Origin of the sequence: Pseudoalteromonas sp. S3260, from assembly GCF_005886925.1 — a bacterium.
Classification (GTDB): domain Bacteria; phylum Pseudomonadota; class Gammaproteobacteria; order Enterobacterales; family Alteromonadaceae; genus Pseudoalteromonas; species Pseudoalteromonas tetraodonis.
In genome coordinates this window covers 31,892-54,048 of the sequence record NZ_PNCV01000056.1, presented here as the reverse complement: position 1 = coordinate 54,048, position 22,157 = coordinate 31,892, and the positions used below count along the sequence as shown (strand labels likewise).

The following is a 22,157-nucleotide window of genomic DNA, read 5'->3' as shown; positions in this document are numbered from 1 at the left end:
AGCACACCATTAATAACTAAATTACCAAGTTTGCGTAGACTTGCACTTCTCTAGAAGTTCTTTAAGCTGCGCTTCGATCTCGGCGTTGTAGTTACCAGTTTCATTGATTTGAGCCATAAGCTCTGCGTATGTGCTATTTGCGAAAGAAAGTAATGCCGCTTCGAAATCCATGATTTTAGAGATTTCGATGTCTTGCAAGTAACCTTTCTCAGCTGCGAACAACGACAAAGACATTTCAGCAACAGACATTGGCGCGTACTGTTTCTGCTTCATTAGCTCTGTTACACGCTCACCATGCTCAAGTTGAGCACGAGTAGCATCATCAAGGTCAGACGCGAACTGCGAGAACGCAGCTAATTCACGGTACTGAGCTAGGGCTAGACGGATACCGCCACCTAGTTTCTTAACGATTTTAGTTTGTGCAGCACCACCAACACGCGATACCGAAATACCAGCATTTACTGCCGGACGGATACCTGAGTTGAATAAGTCAGTTTCTAAGAAGATCTGACCATCGGTGATAGAGATAACGTTTGTCGGTACGAACGCAGAAACGTCGCCGCCTTGAGTTTCAATGATAGGCAATGCCGTCAATGAACCTGTTTTACCTTTCACTTCACCGTTAGTGAATTTTTCAACGTAATCAGTGTTTACACGTGATGCACGCTCTAAAAGACGCGAGTGAAGGTAGAATACGTCACCTGGGTATGCTTCACGGCCTGGTGGACGCTTAAGTAGCAATGAGATTTGACGGTAAGCAACTGCTTGCTTAGATAAATCATCATATACGATTAATGCGTTTTCACCACGGTCACGGAAGTATTCACCCATAGTACAGCCCGAGAACGGTGCTAAGTACTGAAGTGCCGCAGATTCAGAAGCAGATGCTACAACTACGATAGTATTTGCAAGTGCACCGTGCTCTTCTAATTTACGTACTACGTTAGCAATAGTAGATGCTTTTTGACCAACCGCTACGTACACACACTTAACGCCTGTGTCTTTTTGGTTGATGATTGCATCGATTGCTAGTGCAGTTTTACCTGTTTGGCGGTCACCGATAACAAGCTCACGCTGACCACGACCAACTGGGATCATAGCATCGATAGATTTGTAACCAGTTTGCACTGGCTCATCTACTGATTGACGCTCGATTACACCTGGTGCAATTTTTTCTACAGGTTCAAAACCGTCGTTATCTAAAGCGCCTTTACCATCGATAGGAGCACCTAGCGTGTTTACAACACGACCAAGTAGACCCGCACCAACAGGAACTTCTAAGATACGACCAGTTGTGTATACTTTTACGCCTTCTGTAAGGTCAGCGTAAGGACCCATTACTACTGCACCAATTGAGTCACGCTCAAGGTTTAGTGCGATAGCATAACGGTTGCCAGGAAGCTCAATCATCTCACCTTGCATACAGTCAGCTAGACCGTGGATGCGAATGATACCGTCAGTAACAGATACAATTGTACCTTCGTTACGAGCTTCACTTACAACTTCGAACTTCTCAATACGTTGTTTGATCAGATCTGAAATTTCAGTGGAATTAAGTTGCATGCTCTTTTTCCCAATTACGATTGTAGTGTTGTGGCTAAGCGATTTAATTTACCGCGTAAAGAGCCGTCAATTACAGTGTCGCCTGCCTTGATAATAAGGCCGCCAACAACTGTAGCGTCTTCACTACAATTCAGCTTAACTTTGCGTGCGAAACGTTTTTCAAGTGCCGCTACCAATGATTCTTGCTGCGCTGCAGCAAGAGGCGTTGCCGAAATCACGTCAATATCGATTTCTTTGTCATAGTCTGCTTTTAAAGCAGAAAATAAATGAGCAACTTCAGGTAGTGCAATCAAACGTCCATTTTCAGCCATCACCTTAACTAGGTTCTGACCTTGTTCGTTGAGCTGCTCACCACATAAGTTAATAAATAACTCAGCTTGTGCAGTAGCAGTAGGCAATCCAGCTAAAATGGTAGATGCCTGTTCATTGCTGGCAACGTGGCCAGCAAAGAACAACATGTCATTCCAACTTTCAATGGTGCCTTTTTCAACGGCAAGTTCAAAAGCCGCTTTAGCGTATGGGCGAGCGATAGTAGTCAATTCAGACATGCTCATACCCTCCTAATTACAGCTCAGCGACAAGTTTTTCAACGATGTCACTATGTGCGGCTTGATTGATTTCGCGCTCTAAAATTCTTTCTGCGCCAACCACAGCCAGAGTTGCTACTTTCTTACGTAGCTCTTCTGTCACACGGTTACGCTCTGATTCAATTTCAGAGTGCCCTTGAGCAATAATTTTTTCACGCTCTTGCTGACCACGAACAGTTTCTTCGTCAACAATTAGCACGGCACGCTTTTTAGCTTGTTCAATGATATCAGCCGCTTGAGCCTTTGCATCTTTAAGCTGTTCTGCAGCTTTGTGTTGCGCAAGTTCTAAGTCTTTTTCGGCTCTATCAGAGGCAGCTAAACCATCTTCGATTTTCTTCTGGCGAGCTTCAATTGCACCGTTTAGTGGTGGCCATACGTATTTCATACAAAATAATACGAACACCGTAAACGCAATTAATTCACCGATAAGAGTGGCGTTTAAGTTCACAACCGCTCCTCCTTAAATAGTAAGCTGTTCAAAAAATAAAATTAAAGTACGAACAACAATACCATCGCGATACCAACACCAATCATTGCTACAGCATCGATTAGACCAGCAAGGATAAACATTTTAACTTGTAGCGATGGTGCAAGCTCAGGTTGACGCGCACATGCTTCAAGGAATTTACCGCCCATGTTACCAAAACCGATTGCTGTACCGATTGCACCGAAGCCGATAAGTAAAGCTACTGCGATGTACTTAAGACCTAATACTAGTTCCATTTTTTTCTCCAAAGTTTCAATTGTAATTAAAAGTAAAAATTAAAAGTTATAAATTAGTGATTATCCGAACTTGCCATGCTTAGGTATACGATTGTAAGCATCATAAATACGAATGCTTGCAATACAATTACCAAGATATGGAATACAGCCCACACAAAGTGCAACGGTAGTTGCATTAAACCTATTGCACCGATAAGGATGAAGATTAACTCACCTGCATATAAGTTACCGAACAAACGCAGTGCCAGTGAAAACGGCTTAGAAACCAATGCGATAAGCTCTAGTAATAGGTTGAATGGGATTAAAAGAATCTGCATAGCTGTATTGTTTGAACTAAACGGATGAAGTGTTAGTTCTTTAATAAAACCGCCGATACCCTTTATTTTTATTGAGTAACCAATCATTAGAATGAACACGCCCAGCGCAAGTGCTGCGGTCATGTTGATATCTGTAGTTGGTACAATTTTCATGTATACGTCGTGTGAATCCATACCAAACGCAGTTTCGCCAACAAATCCGGCAAATGCTGGTAGGAAGTCAACTGGGATTAAATCCATTAAGTTCATTAAGAATATCCACACGAATATTGTTAATGCTAATGGTGCAATTAGCTTACTTTTACCGTGGAAGGTATCGCGTACGTTGTCGCCAACGAACTCAACAACCATTTCAATGAAACACTGAAATTTCCCAGGTACACCCAGAGTTGATTTTTTTGCGGCACTACGGAAGATCCATAAAAATATTAGACCTAGTCCGATAGACCATGCGAGGGTATCTACATGCCATGTCCAGAAGCCACTATCCGTACATGCTTTATTGAAGGCAAGACCAGCGTCGGTCGAGCACATCTTAGCATTGGTTAAGTGGTGCTGAATATGGCTAGATAGAGTAACTTCTTCTGCAGCCATGTTATATCCCAAAAGTTAATGTTTAAAAAAAACGGGTGTAAACAATCCTGTAAACAACACCAACACATAAGCACAAAAGAAAGGTAATAAAACTACCGGATAAAGCTTTAGCATTAGTGCAAACAAAACGATTGTTAGCATAAATTTTAATCCGTTGCCGCTTTTCAACGAGGCATACGCTTGATTTGCTCGACTTGCACCCATATATCTGAATGCATAAAGCGCAAATACAAAGTTAGGAAGTACTGCGACAGCGCCACCAGCTAATGCTGAAAGTGCGGCATTGGTTTCCCAACCTATAAAAATTATTAGTGCAGCTAAAAGGGCTACAAATCCCTGAAGGCAAATTAATTTTAATGCGGCAAGCCTATACGGGCCTGCTAACTTATTAGTCACTTTTAATTAACCTTTATGACACTCTAATTGTCAGGGTATGAAAACTGGCGAAATTATACTTAATCCTGCCAGTTTTGCAACTTGAGTAGGTGCTTTGTAACACAAAATCGCTGTAAATGTCCCTTTTTAGACATCCAATGAATTAATGGTGGGAATAGTCTTGATTGATACGGTTTAAAATACCGTCTAACTCGTCAAGATTAGTGTAAGAAATAACCAACTTCCCTTTGCCTTTTTTGTTGTAATTTATTTCTACTTTTGCCCCAAGGTTATCAGCAAGTTGTTGCTCTAACTGTTTAACATCTGGGTCTTTTTCTATTACTTCTTTTGCTGGAGCAGGCTCTAAAATAGAGCGCACTAGCTTTTCAGTTTCGCGAACGGTCAATGCTTTTGCAACAGCTAAACGGGCAGCATCCGATTGCACTTCGCCTTCAAGTGCTAATAAGCAACGTGCGTGACCCATTTCAATGTCACCATGCTCTAACAAAATCTTTACATCGTTATTGAGGTTGTTCAAGCGTAACAAGTTAGTCACGGTCGTACGCGATTTACCCACCGCATCAGCTACCTGTTGATGCGTTAACTCAAACTCATTAAGCAAGCGATTAAGTGCTATCGCTTCTTCCATGGCGTTTAAGTCTTCACGCTGAATATTTTCAATTAGGGCAATAGCAACGGCCGCTTCATCGGGTACATCTTTAATAATACAGGGTACAAACTCAAGCTTGGCAATTTGAGCCGCGCGCCAACGACGTTCACCGGCAATAATTTCATAACTGTTATGCGCAACTGGGCGCACAACAATCGGTTGAATTATCCCTTGTGAACGAATTGAACTGGCGAGTTCTTCAAGTGCCTCTTCAGACATGTCTTTACGAGGTTGGTATTTCCCTGAGTGTAAAAGCTCGATCGGTAGTTTTTGTAATTCACTGTTACTAGGCTGCGCTGCATTTTCAACTGCGCTGGTTACGTTAGCATTGTCCTGTTCCTTGCCTTCGTTTGGTGCAGGTTTAGATGAACTTAAAAGCGCATCGAGTCCTCGGCCTAAACCTCGTTTTTTAGCAGACATGTTATTTTTTTACCTCAAAGTTAGGCGACAACGGGAGTTGTTTTTTCTTTTCTGCGTAGCATTTCACCCGCGAGAGCTAAATACGCTTTCGCACCACTTGATGCTCGATCGTAGTACATTGCCGGTGCGCCAAAACTTGGGGCTTCTGCAAGTCGAACATTACGTGGGATCACCGTACGGTATACTTTATCGCCAAAATGTTGTTTTAATTGTTCTGATACATCATTTGCTAGTCGATTACGCGGGTCGTACATAGTACGAAGTATGCCTTCAATCTGTAAGTTAGGATTAACTAACTTAGCAAGTTGCGTAATCGTGTCCATTAATGCGGTTAACCCTTCCAATGCATAATATTCACATTGCATAGGTACTAAAATAGAATCGGCAGCGGCCATGGCATTAACGGTTAACATATTTAAAGAAGGTGGGCAGTCTATAAAAATAAACTCGTACTGATCCTGAATTTTTTCAAGTGCATTGCGTAAGCGTACTTCGCGAGCAAATAATTCCATCAATTTAACTTCTGCAGCGGTCACATCACCGTTTGCAGCAATCATATGATATTCGCCTGAGGTTTCTTTAATAATCACTTCATCAATAGGCTTATCTTCTATGAGCAAGTCATAGATAGTAGGGACGTCACCATATTTGTCGACGCCACTGCCCATGGTCGCATTGCCTTGCGGATCGAGATCTATTAACAGCACTTTACGCTTCGTTGCAGCCATAGATGCAGCGAGATTAACGGCAGTGGTCGTTTTACCTACTCCACCTTTTTGATTTGCTAATGCGATGACTTTTGCCACAGTGTCTCTGATCCCTAGTCTTTAGAAAGAATTATTAAATGTCGTTGTGCATCTAAATCCGGTACTTCTAATGCAATTTTTTGCTCAAACTTAACACCTGTAGGGAGTGAGTCTAATTCCTCACTTGGAAATACCCCTTTAAGTGCAATGAACTTACCTGAATGATCAATTAAGTGCGAGCACCAGTCAATCATATCTTGTAACGATGCAAATGCACGACTTAGTACGCCATCTAATTTAACACTTGGTTGATATTCTTCAACTCTTGACTGCACCGGGGTGACATTATCAAGGCCAAGTTCATGTTTAACATGCATTAAAAAACGTACACGTTTACCTAAACTATCTAATAATACAAACTGCGTTTCAGGTAAGGCAATAGCTAACACTATGCCCGGTAAACCAGGACCTGTGCCAACATCAATATAATGATGACCGGTCAAGTGAGGAGCAACAACTAGGCTATCCATTATATGTTTAACCATCATTTCTTGAGGCAAACGTACCGAGGTTAAGTTATAGGCTTTATTCCACTTATCGAGTAATTCAACATAGCGGACAAGTTGTTGCTGTTGTTTTTGTGTTAGCGCAATATCAGTTTGCGCTAACAAAGTTGTTAATTGTTGCTGTAACACAATGTACCTTTACCGTTACGCAGTTTTGCGTAACAAGCCTTGCTTCTTCAGATACACTAATAATAGCGAAATCGCCGCTGGGGTGATACCAGAAATACGCGAAGCTTGACCAATAGTGTCTGGACGAGCATCAATTAGCTTAGCAACAACCTCATTTGATAAACCAGAGACGGTTTTATAATCAAACTCTTTTGGTAAAATTGTTTCTTCATGACGAAGCTGCTTATTGATCTCATCTTGCTGGCGTGCAATGTAACCTGCGTACTTAGTATGAATTTCAACCTGCTCTAAGGCGGCCTTATTGGTAAACTCAGATCCGAGTCCTTCAATGGCCATCAAGTCGTTATAACGCACTTCAGGTCGGCGTAATAATTCTTCTAAGCTGGCTTCACGCACAAGTGGCGTTTTAAGTAATTCATTTACTTGATCAACAACCGCATGATCTTTATGGATCCAGGTGTCTTTAATACGCTGTTTCTCTTTAGCGATCACTTCCATTTTTTCGTTGAATGCTTGCCAACGTTCATCATTAACTAAACCTAATTCACGGCCTTTTTCAGTTAAACGTATATCAGCGTTATCTTCACGTAGTAACAAACGGTATTCAGCACGGCTAGTAAACATGCGGTACGGTTCTTTTGTACCCAGTGTTGCTAAGTCGTCAATTAATACACCAACATAAGCTTCATCACGACGTGGCGTCCACGACTCTTTGCCTTGCACTTGTAATGCCGCATTCATACCTGCGATCAGACCTTGTGCGCCCGCTTCTTCGTAACCGGTCGTACCATTAATCTGACCAGCAAAAAATAAACCATCAATAAATTTAGTTTCTAATGATTGTTTTAAGTCGCGCGGATCAAAAAAGTCATATTCTATAGCGTAGCCAGGACGACAAATATGTGCATTTTCAAATCCGGTGATCGATTGCACAATTTCTAACTGCACATCGAACGGTAAGCTGGTTGAAATACCGTTAGGATATAACTCGTATGACGTTAAGCCTTCTGGCTCTACAAATATCTGGTGCTTATCTTTATCAGCAAAACGGACAATTTTATCTTCAATAGACGGACAGTAACGTGGGCCTATTCCTTCGATAACACCTGAGTACATAGGTGAGCGATGTAAGTTTTTGCGAATAACATCATGTGTTTTTTCATTGGTGTAAGTGATGTAACACGGAATTTGTTGTGGGTGGTCGCTTTGTTTACCCATAAATGAGAATACCGGTGTTGGTGCATCACCTGGTTGTTCTTCCATTTTAGAAAAATCAACAGTGCGTGCATCAATACGTGGTGGTGTGCCTGTTTTTAAACGATCCACTCTAAATGGAAGTTCGCGTAAACGATCAGCCAATGCAATTGAAGGTGGATCGCCTGCACGGCCACCTTTAAAGTTTTCAAGACCGATATGAATTTGGCCACCTAAGAATGTGCCTACGGTTAGTACTACACTAGGAGCACTGAAACGCAGACCCATTTGGGTAACGACACCAGTTACACGGTTGTTTTCAACAATAAGATCATCACATGATTGTTGAAAAATCTTTAAGTTTTCTTGGTTTTGAAGTGTGTTCTGAATAGCCGCTTTGTACAAAGCACGATCCGCTTGAGCACGAGTAGCTCGTACAGCAGGGCCTTTAGAAGAATTAAGCGTACGGAATTGGATCCCGCCTTTGTCAATAGCCTGAGCCATTGCGCCACCAAGAGCATCAATTTCTTTAACTAAGTGGCCTTTGCCAATGCCACCAATCGCTGGGTTACAAGACATTTGACCAAGGGTATCCATATTGTGAGTCAGCAGCAGGGTATTCATCCCCATACGGGCAGCTGCCAATGCGGCTTCAGTGCCAGCATGTCCACCACCTACTACGATAACGTCAAAATTTTCGTGAAAAATCATTAATGGGATCCTACTTAAATCAAACCAGTAAACTTCAAAAGGGAGCGTATTCTACCTAGAAATTAGCAGAAGATAAATGATTAAACAGTGCTCAAGATCTAAGTAAGTGATCTCTAATAATATAAAGGATCTTTTAAAGAGATCTTTTAATACTATTACTACTACAGATCAGCTTTTCTGTTGATAAGCTTTAGATCATGATTAAAAACATATAATTAGATCGGATCTAAAGGTGTTAATATGATCGGATCTTCAGGCAAATAAGCTCTGATCAAAACAAGCTGTTATACACAGGCCGATCAAGCCTCGATCTTATCCCATGGATAAGCATGGTTAAAAAAGCAGTTTAATCAGTGTTTATCCACAAAATCTTTTAAATTATTAGTAAATTGTGGGTAACTTTATTTATAACTTTTTACTTGATCTTTCTATTTTAGACCTGTTTTTGCTATCCACGAGTCTAACCAAGCTAAGGCCGTATCTTCTGGAAGTGCTTCATCAAGAATATTCAGTTCTAACCGCGGTGCTAACTGTATCGCGCCTTTTTGGCTTAAAAGCGTATCTATATTACGCCCTGCAAGGTTATACGTGTCATAACTGGTATCACCTAAAGCGATGACCGTGTACTTTAAGTGCGATAAATCATCAACTTGAGATAACTCATCAACAAAGTTAATAAGGTTTTCTGGGTAATCACCCGCACCATAGGTTGATGTACAAATTAACCAAATGGTATTTTGCTGATCTATTTCACTAAATTCAGGTTGATCATGTAGTTGGGTATTAATACCTTGGCTATTAAGCGCATCGCTTAGTTGCTCGGCAACGTATTCTGCGGATCCCATTTGACTACCAACGATAAGATTTACTGAACTCATGAATATTTGTGATCACTATTAGTTTTAATTGCCGCCTATGATAGCCCAGTGAGTATAACAGTAAAGTTAAGAGTGCTATTTTGTATAACTATTTTTGTACTTATTTAAGCCTTCACTTAAATGTACTGCTTAACTACTTGATAATTAAAGGTTTAACAAAATATCTTTAAATGTAATCTTCTGATCAAGTTGTTGATAAGGTTGGGGAAAGCTCTGCTTAACTATCAATTAAAGTTGCAGTTTTATTGCTAAGTCATTGATTTTATATTTAGTATTTGCCACCAGCGATTGAAAATAAACGTATAGATGCTTGTTGATCTTAATGTGGATATAAAGCTTGTTGATAACCTTAAATTGGGATCGAAAATAATTTTAAAAAATGATCTATTTAGTCAGATCAGGTTAAATAACCATTATTATTTTTTATAAACAGCCCTTTTTTAATTAAATACAGCTTATTTCCCCATTTTAAAGACGTTTAATTCCTCGCTGAAGCAAAAAAACACGCAATTGTGGATAACTGATCTGCAAAAAAATAAATTTGAGTGATCTAAAGTGAATATTTAACTGAATTTTGCTGGTGGTGTAGACGAACAAAACGTATTTTTTAGTTAAGTTTTGTTTTTATGACTTGATAATACCCCCTATTCAAACATGGATAACCAATGCTATAGCTTCAGTTTTAGAGTGTTTAATAAGCATAACTACAGCTATTTTGTTCTATAAATGAAAACGTTCTAGCCGCTATTAGCTGTGATTATTAGCGCTGTTACATCTTTTATGTACATTATTAAAGGCAATTGAGACTGATATAGGTGTAGATTTAACTGTATTTTTAGTCTGTTTGGTTTTTAAAGTGGATTATTAAAACACAGCTAGGTGAGTTGTTATTGTAAATATTAGGCATGAAAAAGAGCGCCTAAGCGCCCTTAATAAATTATATCGTTACTTATTAATTCGACTATTTACCGATACAGAACGAGCTAAATATTTTGCCAAGTAGATCATCTGAGGTAAATTCACCAGTTATTTCGTTAAGATACTGCTGCGTTAAACGCAGTTCTTCAGCCAAAATTTCACCTGCCACATGCATTTCTAATTGTGTTTTACCGGTATCTAAGTGGTAGGCTGCATGCTCAAGGGCATCTAAGTGACGACGACGCGCCATAAAGCCACCCTCTGTGGCACCATCAAAACCAATACAGGCTTTTAAGTGCTCACGCACTAGTTCTATGCCGTCAGCATTCTTAGCGCTTAAACTGATGACCGGATATTGTTGCTCTTGATCCATACCGACTACATCACCTGATAAATCGGCTTTGTTTCTGATCACGGTCACGCCCATACCTTGGGGTAACTTAGCCATAAATTCTGGCCAAATAGCATGAGGGTCGGTATCGGCTGTATCTGTACCATCAAGCATAAATAAAACGCGATCGGCTTGGTTTATTTCATCCCATGCACGCTCAATACCTATTTGTTCAACGCGATCTGGGCTTTCACGCAGGCCTGCGGTGTCGATTATATGTAGTGGCATACCATCTATATGTATGTGCTCACGAAGTACATCGCGGGTTGTGCCGGCTATTTCAGTTACGATTGCCGCTTCTCGTCCTGCTAATGCATTAAGTAAGCTTGATTTTCCTGCATTAGGACGACCTGCAATAACGACACGCATACCTTCGCGCATTATGCTGCCTTGTCTGGCTTGATTGGTTACGGCATTAAGCTGCTCAATAATAGCATTTAAATCCCCGCCGACTTTTCCGTCTGATAAAAAATCGATTTCTTCATCAGGAAAATCAATAGCGGCTTCTACGTACATCCGCAAGTGAATGACTTTTTCAACTAAGGTTTCTATGTGCTTAGAGAATTGGCCTTGAAGTGACTGTAGGGCGCTTTTAGCCGCTTGCTCACTGGTTGCATTAATTAAGTCGGCGATTGCTTCTGCTTGAGTTAAATCAAGCTTGTCGTTCATAAACGCACGCTCAGAGAATTCACCAGGCTTTGCTAAACGTACACCGTCTATTTTACTAATTTCTTTAAGTAGCATATCAAGCACAACAGGGCCGCCATGGCCTTGAAGTTCGAGTACGTCTTCACCGGTAAATGAGTGTGGGCCGGCAAAGTAAATCGCAATACCTTGGTCAAGTTGCTGACCTGCAAGGGTGTTAAATGGCACATAGTCGGCATAACGAACTTTAGGGACTTTGCCAATTATTTTTTCAGCAACCTGTTTGGCTAGGTTTCCTGAAACGCGAATAATACCAACACCGCCTCGGCCTGGGGCAGTGGCTTGTGCTGCAATTGTATCGTGATTGATCATGCGGTTTATTTGCCAACTTAAATACGTAATGGCGGTATTGTAACCTATCAAATAGGCACTCGCGAATGCTGTTATAAAAAATTGGCAATAAAAAAGGCGACCTAAGTCGCCTTTATATAAGTAGGGAGGATTAATCGCCCCTTACTTTAATACCTTTCTTTTCCATGCCACGGTAGATGATTAACATCTGGACAATAGAGATAAGGTTAGACACTAACCAGTAAAGTACTAAACCAGATGGGAACCATAAGAAGAACACAGAGAAGATAACCGGCATAAAGGTCATCATTTTTTGCTGCATTGGATCGGTAACCGTCATAGGTTGTAGTTTTTGCGTTATAAACATACTCGCACCAAATAAGATTGGTAATACGTAGTATGGGTCTTTCGCAGAAAGGTCAGTTAGCCAAAGTACAAATTCAGCGTGACGAAGTTCTGTAGACTCTAAGAATACATAGAACAAGGCTAAGAAGATTGGCATTTGCAGTAAAATAGGGAAACAGCCACCCATAGGGTTTACTTTTTCTTTACGGTACATTTCCATGGTCGCTTGGCCGAATTTTTGACGATCATCGCCATACTTTTCTTTTAGCGCCTTCATCTTAGGCTGTAACGCACGCATTTTAGCCATTGAGGTGTACTGTGCTTTAGTCAGTGGATACATTAATGTTTTAACGATAATAGTGATGGCAATAATTGCTACACCCCAGTTACCTAAAATGCTGTGTAACCATTTTAATAGCACAAATAACGGCTGAGAGATAAACCATAACCAACCGTAATCAACGGTTAAGTCTAGGTCAGTGTGAATCGCTTCAAGTTTATCTGACTCTTTAGGGCCCATGTAATAAGTTGCAGTAAGTACTTGCTCACTACCAGCTTGAACATTTACCGCTTCGTCTTTAACACCAATAATAGCTGCGTTACTTTTAGTGATTAAACTATAAAGTGTATTCGCTTGATCTTGCATTGGTACCCAAGCACTTACAAAGTAATGCTGAATAAAGGCAACGTAACCACCTTGGGTATTAATGTTTAGGTTTTTATCGGCCATATCTGAAAAACTATACTTTTCGTATGGTTCCTCATCTGTACCGTATGCAGCCCCTAAATAGTTTTGATCAACCATGCTGCCTTTTTCTTGTACGGTACGCTTTATTTGTGTGTAAAGCTGTACTTGTACAGGCGCGCTGGTGGTGTTGTTAACTTTATATTCTAAGCCAACATCATACTGACCCTTTTTGAATACATAAGTCTTAGTAAAGCTTACACCGTTGCTGTCGGTAAATTGCAGTGGAACGCGAAGCTCATCACCTGTTAAGGTGTAAGAGGTTTGCTCTGATTGGTAAGTAGGACGACCATTTGCAGATGCATCTGGGCCATTTAAACCTATTAAACCACTTTGTGAAAAGTATTGTTTACCATCAAACTCACCAAGTAGCATGTAAGGAACATCACTGCCTTTGGTTTCTTTATAATTAATTAAGTCTGTTTCAACAATGTCACCGCCTTTGGTGTCAATTTTAACTTTGAACACGTCAGTTGTAATATCAATGACTGAGCGTTTAGCTAAAGTAGTTGAAGCAGGTAAACCAGAGTCTGATGAAGCTGGAACATAATCATCTGATTCTGGTGAATTTGCTTTTAGTGTTTGTGTAGTGGCACTAGGATCGGCTTTTGGCGTGTTGTAGTCATTATTCCATTCTTGAAATAATAAAAACGACACTAGCATTAGGCCGATGAATAAAAACGTGCGTTGCGATTCCATAACAGCTCTTATTTCTCGTGTTGGTGGTTAATACGGGTTAATTTTTCAGGAACGGGGTCGTCTCCACCTGAATGTAAAGGATGGCATTTTAATATGCGTTTAACTGCGAGCCAACTGCCTTTTACTGCACCATGCAAATTAATTGCTTGAATAGCGTAGCTAGAACAGGTTGGATTAAAACGACAATGCGGACCCAATAGCGGGCTAATCCACTTTTGATAACCGCGGATCAATAAAACTAAACAACGTGTTGGTAACGCAGCAAGTGGTTTAAGTAACCTCATGTTGTACATGCCCCTACGTTATGTTTAGTGAATAGATACCATGTATTTAAAGACTTACTTTAAGATTTTAAACGCATGATTAAAAGGTGAGCTAAAGATACCTTAATTAACCCTGTAATTCTATTGCTATTGAGTTTGTTTAGTCGATTTAGCTGATTTGTTTGGGCGTTTTTTAAATGGTGGCGGTTTAGGGGCACCGGGTTTGCAGCGTTCATTAATTTTACGCCACAACTTTGTTAGTTGTTTGGTTAATTCTTCATTGGACTGTTCATCAATGCCACTTTTTACCATCAACACAATATCTATATTATCGAGAGTATGTTGGTTTAAACGAAAACTTTCGCGAGCAAGACGTTTAATACGGTTTCGTTGACATGCCTTTTTTACACGTTTTTTAGCAACAGTAAGGCCTAACCTAGGTTTTGACTGGTCACTTGGTTTTGCTAATAAAGTAAAGAAAGGAGTTGCAGCCCGAGCGGGTTCATTAAATATGCGAGAGTAATGCGAGGGAGTTAACAGACGTAACTCCCTGCCAAAGCTAAAGTCTTCCACTTATAAATTAAGCAGAAAGAACTTTGCGGCCTTTAGCACGGCGACGAGCTAATACTTTACGGCCATTTACAGTTGCCATACGAGCACGGAAACCGTGTGTACGTTTGCGTTTTAAAACGCTAGGTTGAAAAGTTCTTTTCATAACAATCTCATCCGATCGGTTAAAGTTAAAACATCCTATGCAGGTCGCGATCCTGGCACAGGTGCCATTGCGAGCGCGAGATATTATAGATGAAGTGACGAAAAGTCAATCATAATAGAGCGCGTAAAGCATGTTTATTTGTGATCAATTTTCATGATCCGATAGGATCATCATAAATAAGAAGTTTTCCACAGCCCCTGTATAAAAAGTGAATAAAAGCATGGGAAAAGTAAATTAGATCATAAATTATAGTCGCGATCTGCTGCCAGTTTTGTTATGATCTCTAATCAGGCTTTAAAATAAAAAGCTATTTAAATCAGTCTGTTATTATATTTATACATCGATATCAACAATTTTATAAAAATCAATCTTTTACTTGTGGATAAAGTGCATTCATAATAGTCGGTCTTGGGCTGCTTATTGAGCCATTTAAACGCAATACAGGTGTGATTTTTGAATCATTATTGATGTGCGGGAATAAAAATTATATCTCTGGGAGTTTTACTGTGTATCTGTCGGTTTGGCAAAGTTGTTTATATGTATTGCAAGATGAATTGCCTTCGCAGCAATTTAGTATGTGGGTCAGACCACTTCAAGCAGAAAGTACCGAAGATACCTTGACGATTTATGCACCTAATCGTTTTGTACTTGATTGGGTAAGAGAAAAATACCTAAATAGAATAAATGAGTTACTGGTTGAAATTTGTGGTGTAGAAGCCCCTGAATTACGCTTTGATGTAGGCAGCAAGCCGCTATTAAATGCACAAGCTCAAGCTGCGCCGGTAGTTGAAACACAATCAGCACCAAGTACGCAAGCAACGGCAAAACAACAACCACGAGAACAAAAACCAGTTGTTGAGCCCGCTCCTAAATCGGGTTATAAATCAAACATTAAAGAAAACTATACCTTTGACAGTTTTGTTGAGGGTAAATCTAACCAATTAGCAAAAGCGGCTGCCACTCAGGTAGCAGATAATCCTGGCTCTGCATTTAATCCTGTTTTTATATACGGTGGTACGGGCTTAGGTAAAACGCATTTATTACATGCGGTAGGCAACGGTATTATGGCCAATAAGCCAGATGCTAAAATTGTCTACATGCATTCAGAACGCTTTGTGCAAGACATGGTTAAAGCACTGCAAAATAATGCGATCGAAGAGTTTAAGCGTTATTACCGCAGTGTTGATGCACTCATGATTGATGACATTCAATTTTTTGCTAATAAAGAACGTTCACAAGAAGAGTTCTTTCATACCTTTAATGCATTATTAGAAGGTAACCAGCAAATTATTTTAACCTCTGACCGTTATCCTAAAGAGATAGAAGGGGTTGAAGATCGCCTTAAATCTCGTTTTGGTTGGGGATTAACTATCGCGATTGAGCCGCCAGAGCTTGAAACACGCGTTGCCATTTTGATGAAAAAAGCCCAGCAAAGTAAAATTAATTTACCGCATGAAGTGGCATTTTTTATCGCTAAAAAATTACGTTCAAACGTACGTGAACTTGAAGGGGCTTTAAACCGTGTAATTGCTAATGCAAACTTTACCGGCCGCCCAATTTCTATCGACTTTGTAAAAGAAGCACTGCGTGATTTACTCGCACTGCAAGATAAACTAGTCACCATAGACAATATTCAACGTACGGTAGCAGAATACTATAGAATACGTGTGTCTGATTTACTGTCTAAGCGCCGCAGCCGCTCTATAGCAAGGCCGCGCCAAGTTGCCATGGCATTATCTAAAGAACTCACTAATCACAGCTTACCTGAGATTGGGGATGCCTTTGGTGGGCGTGACCATACAACAGTACTGCACGCGTGTCGCAAAGTTAAATCATTACGTGACGAAAGCCACGAGATTAAAGAAGATTACCAAAATTTAATAAGAACATTGTCATCTTAGGGCTGACTTTATTATGCAAATAACAATATCAAGAGAACAATTTTTAAAACCATTGGTGCAAGTATCGGGTGCCATAGAGCGTAAGCATACGTTACCTATTTTATCTAACGTATTACTCGTGGTAGAAAATGGCCAGCTTTCAATGACAGGGACCGACCTTGAAATTGAATTAGTGGCGAGCGTGTTTGTAGGTGATGATGTTGCCGATACCAAGCTCACATTACCGGCTAAAAAATTACTCGATATTTGTAAAAGTTTACCGGATGGTTCTGATCTTACATTAAGCTTACAAGATCATCAGTTACTTTTAACCAGTGGTAAAAGTCGTTTTTCATTGACCACATTAGCGGCTGAAGATTTTCCTAATTTAGAGCAGTGGGATGGTGAGGTTGAATTTCAACTAACGCGTTTAGAGTTACGTAAATTACTTGAAAGCACGCACTTTTCAATGGCAAACCAAGATGTACGTTATTACTTAAACGGCATGTCGTTTGAAGTTGATAACAGCGATATAAAAACAGTCGCCACTGATGGGCACCGTTTAGCGATTGCACAAAAGCAACTAGGTCAGTCATTAAATACACAGCGCCAATTAATTATACCGCGCAAAGGCGTGCAAGAAATTATGCGCCTAATGGTTGCTGATCAAGAGCTGGTAACTATTCAGTTTGGTGCCAACCACATTCGTATTATTGATATTGAATTTACCTTTACGAGTAAATTAGTTGATGGTCGATTCCCTGATTACCGTCGTGTTTTACCGCGCGGTGGCGATAAGGTAATTACCGCGAATCGTGAATGGCTTCGTAATGCTTTTCAGCGTGTGTCGATTTTATCGAATGAAAAGTTTCGTGGTGTACGCTTAAATTTATCAAATGGTTTATTAAAAATTACAGCCAACAACCCAGAGCAAGAGCAAGCTGAAGAAGTGGTTGAAGTAATGTACGAGGGCGATGACCTAGAAATTGGGTTTAATGTGTCTTACGTGCTTGATGTATTAAATACATTAAAAACTGAAGATGTGTTATTTACACTTGCCGATTCAAATAGCAGTGCACTAATAGAAGGTGCAGGCGATGAAGAAGCGATGTACGTCGTTATGCCTATGCGTTTATAAGATTATAAATACATAATGAGCTTAAGTCATTTGAGCCTCAAATATTTTCGTAATATTGAGGCGCTGACGCTAGAACCAGTTAATGGCGTTAATATAATTTATGGTGAAAACGGCAGCGGAAAAACCAGCCTTTTAGAGGCTATATATTACCTTTCTCACGGCAAATCTTTTCGAACTTCTAAACATAAAAGTATTATTGCACACCAGCAAGATCAGTTTGTTATTCATGGCCGCAAAGCGTTATACGATTTATCTATCCCTATTGGTATTAGTAAAACCCAAGCGGGTGAAACCAATTTAAAAATCCAGGGTAAGGCGAGTCGAAAAGTATCTGAACTTGCCCAGTTAATGCCGGTACAAATAATAACACCAGAAAGCTACTCGCTATTTTTTGGCGGTCCTAAGGAGCGCAGAAAGTTTTTAGACTTAGGTTTGTTCCACGTGGAACATGAGTTTTTTTTCTTATGGCAATCGTTTAATAAAGTGCTTAAACAACGCAACGCCTTATTAAAATCTAAGCCTAAGAATTATTTTGACCAAATCAAGTTTTGGGACAAAGAATTTGTTAGACTGGCAGAACAAATAAATAAATTAAGAATCGCGTATATAACTAGGTTTAAGCAGCAATTTTTTGATAAAATGTGTGCAGAATTAACGCTAATACGCGATTTAGAAATTAGCTTCAATGCGGGCTGGAAAGAGAGTGAATCTCTTTGTGATGCGTTAGAGCAAAGTTTTGAGCGAGATGCTCGCCAAGGCTTTACAAGTAAAGGCCCTCATAAGGCTGATTTTAGTTTTAGTGTCGCTGGCAGCAGTGTTGAGAATGTATTCTCACGCGGGCAATTAAAGTTATTGTTGTATGCGTTAAAAGTAACGCAAAATAGCTTAATTGAGTCAGAGACAGATAAGCAATCTATATTGCTAATAGATGATCTACCTTCAGAACTAAGCGAAGATACAAAAGAGAAAGTGGGCCAGTTATTGACTCACTGTAGTTCTCAAATATTTATTTCTTCAATTTTATCTGAAAGTATTTCTGCTGTGGTGGAACCCATGCAACGAGAACTAAAAATGTTCCACGTGAAACATGGCAACCTAATAACAAGATAAGTGGGATTAACCATGTCTGAGAATTATGATTCGTCGAGTATTAAAGTACTTAAAGGATTAGATGCAGTAAGAAAGCGTCCTGGTATGTATATAGGGGACACCGATGATGGTACGGGCTTACACCACATGGTGTTTGAGGTCGTTGATAACTCTATCGATGAGGCCTTAGCAGGTCACTGTGATGATATATTTGTCACAATTCACTTAGACGGTTCGGTATCTGTAAGAGATAACGGCCGTGGTATTCCTACTTCTATACATGAAGAAGAAGGTGTATCTGCAGCTGAAGTAATTATGACGGTGCTACACGCTGGTGGTAAGTTTGATGATAACTCTTATAAAGTATCAGGTGGCTTGCACGGTGTTGGTGTATCGGTAGTAAATGCATTATCAGAAAAATTAAAACTAACTATTCGTCGTGAAGGTAAACTTTACGAGCAGTTTTACACTATGGGTGTTCCAGATGCACCACTTGCAGCTATTGGTGATTCTGAAACAACCGGTACTGAGTTACGCTTTTGGCCAAGTGGCGAAACGTTCACTAACCTAGATTTCCATTACGATATTTTAGCTAAGCGTTTACGCGAGTTATCGTTTTTGAACTCAGGTGTGAGCATCATTTTAAATGATGAGCGCGAAGAAAATAAGAGTGACCATTTTAAATACGAAGGTGGTATTAGAGCATTCGTTGAATACTTAAACCGCAATAAAACACCAGTACATAAAGGGGTGTTCCATTTTACTCACGAGCGTGAAGAAGATGGTATAAGTGTAGAAGTATCAATGCAGTGGAATGATGCGTTCCAAGAAAATATTTACTGTTTTACTAATAACATCCCACAACGTGATGGTGGTACTCACTTAGCTGGTTTTAGATCTGCGCTAACACGTACGCTTAATAACTACATGGAAAAAGAAGGCTTTAACAAAAAGGCTAAAACAACAAGTAACGCAACGGGCGATGATGCGCGTGAAGGCTTAACGGCAGTTGTGAGTGTTAAAGTTCCTGATCCTAAATTCTCATCACAGACTAAAGACAAGCTAGTATCTAGTGAAGTTAAGTCTGCTGTAGAGCAAGCAATGGCTGAAAAATTCACTGAGTTTTTATTAGAAAACCCAATGGATGCAAAAATTGTTGTTGGCAAAATTATTGATGCAGCACGCGCGCGTGAAGCCGCTCGTAAAGCACGTGAAATGACACGCCGTAAAGGTGCTATGGATTTAGCTGGTTTACCGGGCAAACTAGCGGATTGCCAAGAAAAAGATCCAGCCCAATCTGAACTATACATAGTGGAGGGTGACTCAGCTGGCGGTTCAGCCAAGCAGGGTCGTAACCGTAAGAATCAAGCGATTCTTCCGCTTAAAGGTAAAATCTTAAACGTAGAAAAAGCACGTTTTGATAAAATGCTTTCTTCACAAGAAGTGGCAACGCTAATTACTGCATTAGGTTGTGGTATTGGCCGTGACGAATATAACCCAGAAAAACTACGTTACCACCGTATCATCATCATGACCGATGCCGACGTGGATGGCTCTCACATTCGTACCTTGCTACTAACGTTCTTCTACCGTCAAATGCCGGAAATTGTTGAACGTGGTTACATTTATATTGCTCAGCCACCTCTTTATAAAGTGAAAAAAGGTAAGCAAGAGCGTTATATTAAAGATGACCCTGCATTAGTTGATTACCTTACATCTTTAGCGCTAAGTAATGCTGCTCTTTACACGAGTGATAGTGCAGAAGCGGTTGATGGTGAAGCGTTAGAAGCAATCGTTCATGATTACCAAAACACGGTTAAAGTTATCGAGCGCTTAAAGCGTAAGTATCCAAACACAGTGATGAACCGTTTGATTTACCAAGGCGAGCTGAAAAAAGAAGACCTTTCAGACGAGGCTAAGGTAATTGCTTGGACCAAAGAGCTTGTTGATGGCTTAGTTGCGCGTGATGAAGATGCAACTATTTTCCACGCAGGTACTGAACACGATACAGAGCGTAATTTATATTACCCTGTTGTGAATATTCGTCAGCATGGTGTGGATAAAGCACACGTACTTCATTATGACTTTATTACATCAAGAGACTACCAACGCATTGCTGTAACAGGTAAAAACATTGCAAATATCATCACAGAGGGTGCTTACATCCAACGTGGTGAGAAAACAAAACCTGTTGATAACTTTGTGGATGCATTGGAATGGTTGATCGCAGAGTCTAAGCGCGGGATCTACATTCAACGCTATAAAGGATTGGGTGAAATGAACCCAAATCAGCTTTGGGAAACCACCATGGATCCAAGCGCACGCCGTATGTTGCAAGTAACAATTGAAGATGCTGTTGCAGCGGATCAATTATTTGCCACATTAATGGGCGATCAAGTTGAGCCGCGTCGTGAGTTTATTGAAACGAACGCACTGCGTGTGGTTAACTTAGACGTATAAAACATTATAGTAATCACAAAAAAGGAGCCTTAGGCTCCTTTTTTATTTTTTCAAACGCACAAACTGCTTAAAACCTGAGTGTGCACAAGGTATACTGAGGGTAATTTTCACGCTACTTCTCAGATAGTAAAAAGCCAAATATGCAAAAATATGACGTTAAAACCTTTCAAGGTTTGATCCTGGCTTTACAGGATTATTGGGCACAGCAAGGCTGTGTCATTATTCAACCACTTGACATGGAAGTGGGCGCAGGGACATTTCACCCGCAAACATTTTTAAAATCAATTGGCCCAGAGCCAATGTCGAGCGCTTACGTTCAACCGTGTCGTCGACCTACCGATGGCCGTTACGGTGAGAATCCAAACCGCTTACAACATTACTACCAATTCCAAGTTGTGTTAAAACCATCGCCAGATAATATTCAAGAGCTTTACTTAGGCTCTTTAGCGGCGATGGGTATTGATACCCTAACTGACGAAGTTCGCTTTGTAGAAGATAACTGGGAATCACCTACATTAGGTGCGTGGGGCCTAGGTTGGGAAATTTGGTTAAACGGCATGGAGGTAACGCAGTTTACCTACTTCCAGCAAGTGGGCGGTTTAGAATGCTCACCGGTAACGGGCGAGATTACTTACGGCCTAGAGCGTTTAGCAATGTACATTCAAGGCGTAGATAGCATTTACGACCTAGTATGGGCTGACGGTCCATTTGGGCGCGTAACTTACGGTGATGTGTTCCATCAAAATGAAGTTGAGCAATCAACCTATAACTTTGAACATGCAAACGTAGCCGACTTATTTGAACAGTTTGATAAATGTGAAGCTGAGAGCCAAAAGCTAATTGAAGCAAGCCTACCATTACCAGCCTACGAGCAAGTAATGAAAGCATCGCACGCATTTAACTTATTAGACGCACGTCATGCTATTTCAGTAACTGAGCGTCAACGTTATATTTTACGCGTTCGTGCATTATCAAAAGCGTGTGCACAAAGTTATTACGATGCACGTGAAGCGCTTGGTTTCCCGCTGTGTAAGGATAAGTAAGC

At 40.3% G+C, this 22,157-nt stretch carries 21 protein-coding genes; 5 read left to right on the top strand and 16 right to left on the bottom strand.

Features of this window, described 5'->3' with window-relative positions; translation table 11 throughout:
* Nucleotides 1–21: 21 nt before the first annotated feature.
* The 16 genes from atpA to rpmH all read right to left on the bottom strand — a co-directional run bounded on the left by atpA (nt 22) and on the right by rpmH (nt 14,545).
* Nucleotides 22–1,563: a F0F1 ATP synthase subunit alpha gene (gene atpA, locus CWC14_RS10645; RefSeq protein ID WP_008112134.1), complete on the bottom strand. Its 1,542-nt coding sequence runs from the start codon at nt 1,561–1,563 to the stop codon at nt 22–24.
* A 14-nt stretch (nt 1,564–1,577) separates the two neighbouring features.
* Nucleotides 1,578–2,111, bottom strand: a complete 534-nt coding sequence (gene atpH / locus CWC14_RS10640; protein ID WP_016900009.1) for a F0F1 ATP synthase subunit delta — start codon at nt 2,109–2,111, stop codon at nt 1,578–1,580.
* A gap of 16 nt (nt 2,112–2,127) precedes the next feature.
* Nucleotides 2,128–2,598 (bottom strand): F0F1 ATP synthase subunit B, encoded by a 471-nt coding sequence (gene atpF, locus CWC14_RS10635; RefSeq protein ID WP_013466265.1) that lies wholly within the window; start codon nt 2,596–2,598, stop codon nt 2,128–2,130.
* A gap of 41 nt (nt 2,599–2,639) precedes the next feature.
* On the bottom strand, nt 2,640–2,873 hold the full coding sequence (gene atpE, locus CWC14_RS10630; protein WP_004335261.1) for a F0F1 ATP synthase subunit C: 234 nt from the start codon (nt 2,871–2,873) through the stop codon (nt 2,640–2,642).
* A 53-nt stretch (nt 2,874–2,926) separates the two neighbouring features.
* The gene (gene atpB, locus CWC14_RS10625; protein ID WP_013466266.1) at nt 2,927–3,784 is read right to left on the bottom strand and encodes a F0F1 ATP synthase subunit A; all 858 of its coding nucleotides are present in this window, start codon (nt 3,782–3,784) and stop codon (nt 2,927–2,929) included.
* A gap of 15 nt (nt 3,785–3,799) precedes the next feature.
* A complete protein-coding gene (locus CWC14_RS10620; protein ID WP_138562826.1) occupies nt 3,800–4,180 on the bottom strand; it encodes an ATP synthase subunit I in 381 nt (126 codons plus the stop codon).
* 142 nt (nt 4,181–4,322) lie between these two features.
* Nucleotides 4,323–5,249: a ParB/RepB/Spo0J family partition protein gene (locus CWC14_RS10615; protein ID WP_138562824.1), complete on the bottom strand. Its 927-nt coding sequence runs from the start codon at nt 5,247–5,249 to the stop codon at nt 4,323–4,325.
* Nucleotides 5,250–5,269: 20 nt separating this feature from the next.
* Nucleotides 5,270–6,055, bottom strand: coding sequence for a ParA family protein (locus tag CWC14_RS10610; RefSeq protein WP_008112117.1), 786 nt, complete (start codon nt 6,053–6,055; stop codon nt 5,270–5,272).
* A gap of 14 nt (nt 6,056–6,069) precedes the next feature.
* Nucleotides 6,070–6,690, bottom strand: coding sequence for a 16S rRNA (guanine(527)-N(7))-methyltransferase RsmG (rsmG, locus tag CWC14_RS10605; RefSeq protein WP_008112113.1), 621 nt, complete (start codon nt 6,688–6,690; stop codon nt 6,070–6,072).
* Between the two features lie 15 nt (nt 6,691–6,705).
* Nucleotides 6,706–8,595: a tRNA uridine-5-carboxymethylaminomethyl(34) synthesis enzyme MnmG gene (gene mnmG, locus CWC14_RS10600; protein WP_138562822.1), complete on the bottom strand. Its 1,890-nt coding sequence runs from the start codon at nt 8,593–8,595 to the stop codon at nt 6,706–6,708.
* Nucleotides 8,596–9,023: 428 nt separating this feature from the next.
* Entirely contained in the window at nt 9,024–9,473 is a 450-nt protein-coding gene (locus CWC14_RS10595; RefSeq protein WP_024601476.1) for a flavodoxin domain-containing protein, read from the bottom strand.
* A gap of 961 nt (nt 9,474–10,434) precedes the next feature.
* Nucleotides 10,435–11,799: a tRNA uridine-5-carboxymethylaminomethyl(34) synthesis GTPase MnmE gene (gene mnmE, locus CWC14_RS10590; protein ID WP_138562834.1), complete on the bottom strand. Its 1,365-nt coding sequence runs from the start codon at nt 11,797–11,799 to the stop codon at nt 10,435–10,437.
* 130 nt (nt 11,800–11,929) lie between these two features.
* On the bottom strand, nt 11,930–13,567 hold the full coding sequence (gene yidC / locus CWC14_RS10585) for a membrane protein insertase YidC (protein WP_138562820.1): 1,638 nt from the start codon (nt 13,565–13,567) through the stop codon (nt 11,930–11,932).
* 8 nt (nt 13,568–13,575) lie between these two features.
* Nucleotides 13,576–13,851 (bottom strand): membrane protein insertion efficiency factor YidD, encoded by a 276-nt coding sequence (gene yidD, locus CWC14_RS10580; protein WP_036957173.1) that lies wholly within the window; start codon nt 13,849–13,851, stop codon nt 13,576–13,578.
* Between the two features lie 126 nt (nt 13,852–13,977).
* A complete protein-coding gene (gene rnpA, locus CWC14_RS10575; protein WP_008467046.1) occupies nt 13,978–14,403 on the bottom strand; it encodes a ribonuclease P protein component in 426 nt (141 codons plus the stop codon).
* A 7-nt stretch (nt 14,404–14,410) separates the two neighbouring features.
* Nucleotides 14,411–14,545 (bottom strand): 50S ribosomal protein L34, encoded by a 135-nt coding sequence (gene rpmH / locus CWC14_RS10570; RefSeq protein WP_008112968.1) that lies wholly within the window; start codon nt 14,543–14,545, stop codon nt 14,411–14,413.
* A gap of 506 nt (nt 14,546–15,051) precedes the next feature.
* On the opposite strand from rpmH, the gene dnaA reads away from it, so the two are divergent.
* The 5 genes from dnaA (at nt 15,052) to glyQ (ending at nt 22,155) form a co-directional block, all read left to right on the top strand.
* Nucleotides 15,052–16,446, top strand: a complete 1,395-nt coding sequence (dnaA, locus tag CWC14_RS10565; protein WP_138562818.1) for a chromosomal replication initiator protein DnaA — start codon at nt 15,052–15,054, stop codon at nt 16,444–16,446.
* A 13-nt stretch (nt 16,447–16,459) separates the two neighbouring features.
* Nucleotides 16,460–17,563: a DNA polymerase III subunit beta gene (dnaN, locus tag CWC14_RS10560; protein WP_008112965.1), complete on the top strand. Its 1,104-nt coding sequence runs from the start codon at nt 16,460–16,462 to the stop codon at nt 17,561–17,563.
* A 15-nt stretch (nt 17,564–17,578) separates the two neighbouring features.
* Nucleotides 17,579–18,673 carry a DNA replication/repair protein RecF gene (gene recF, locus CWC14_RS10555; protein WP_028834900.1) on the top strand — a complete coding sequence of 365 codons (1,095 nt, stop codon included), beginning with the start codon at nt 17,579–17,581 and terminating at the stop codon, nt 18,671–18,673.
* Between the two features lie 12 nt (nt 18,674–18,685).
* A complete protein-coding gene (gyrB, locus tag CWC14_RS10550; protein ID WP_138562816.1) occupies nt 18,686–21,112 on the top strand; it encodes a DNA topoisomerase (ATP-hydrolyzing) subunit B in 2,427 nt (808 codons plus the stop codon).
* A 140-nt stretch (nt 21,113–21,252) separates the two neighbouring features.
* Complete coding sequence (gene glyQ, locus CWC14_RS10545; RefSeq protein ID WP_138562814.1) at nt 21,253–22,155, top strand: glycine--tRNA ligase subunit alpha; 903 nt, start codon at nt 21,253–21,255, stop codon at nt 22,153–22,155.
* Nucleotides 22,156–22,157: the final 2 nt, after the last annotated feature.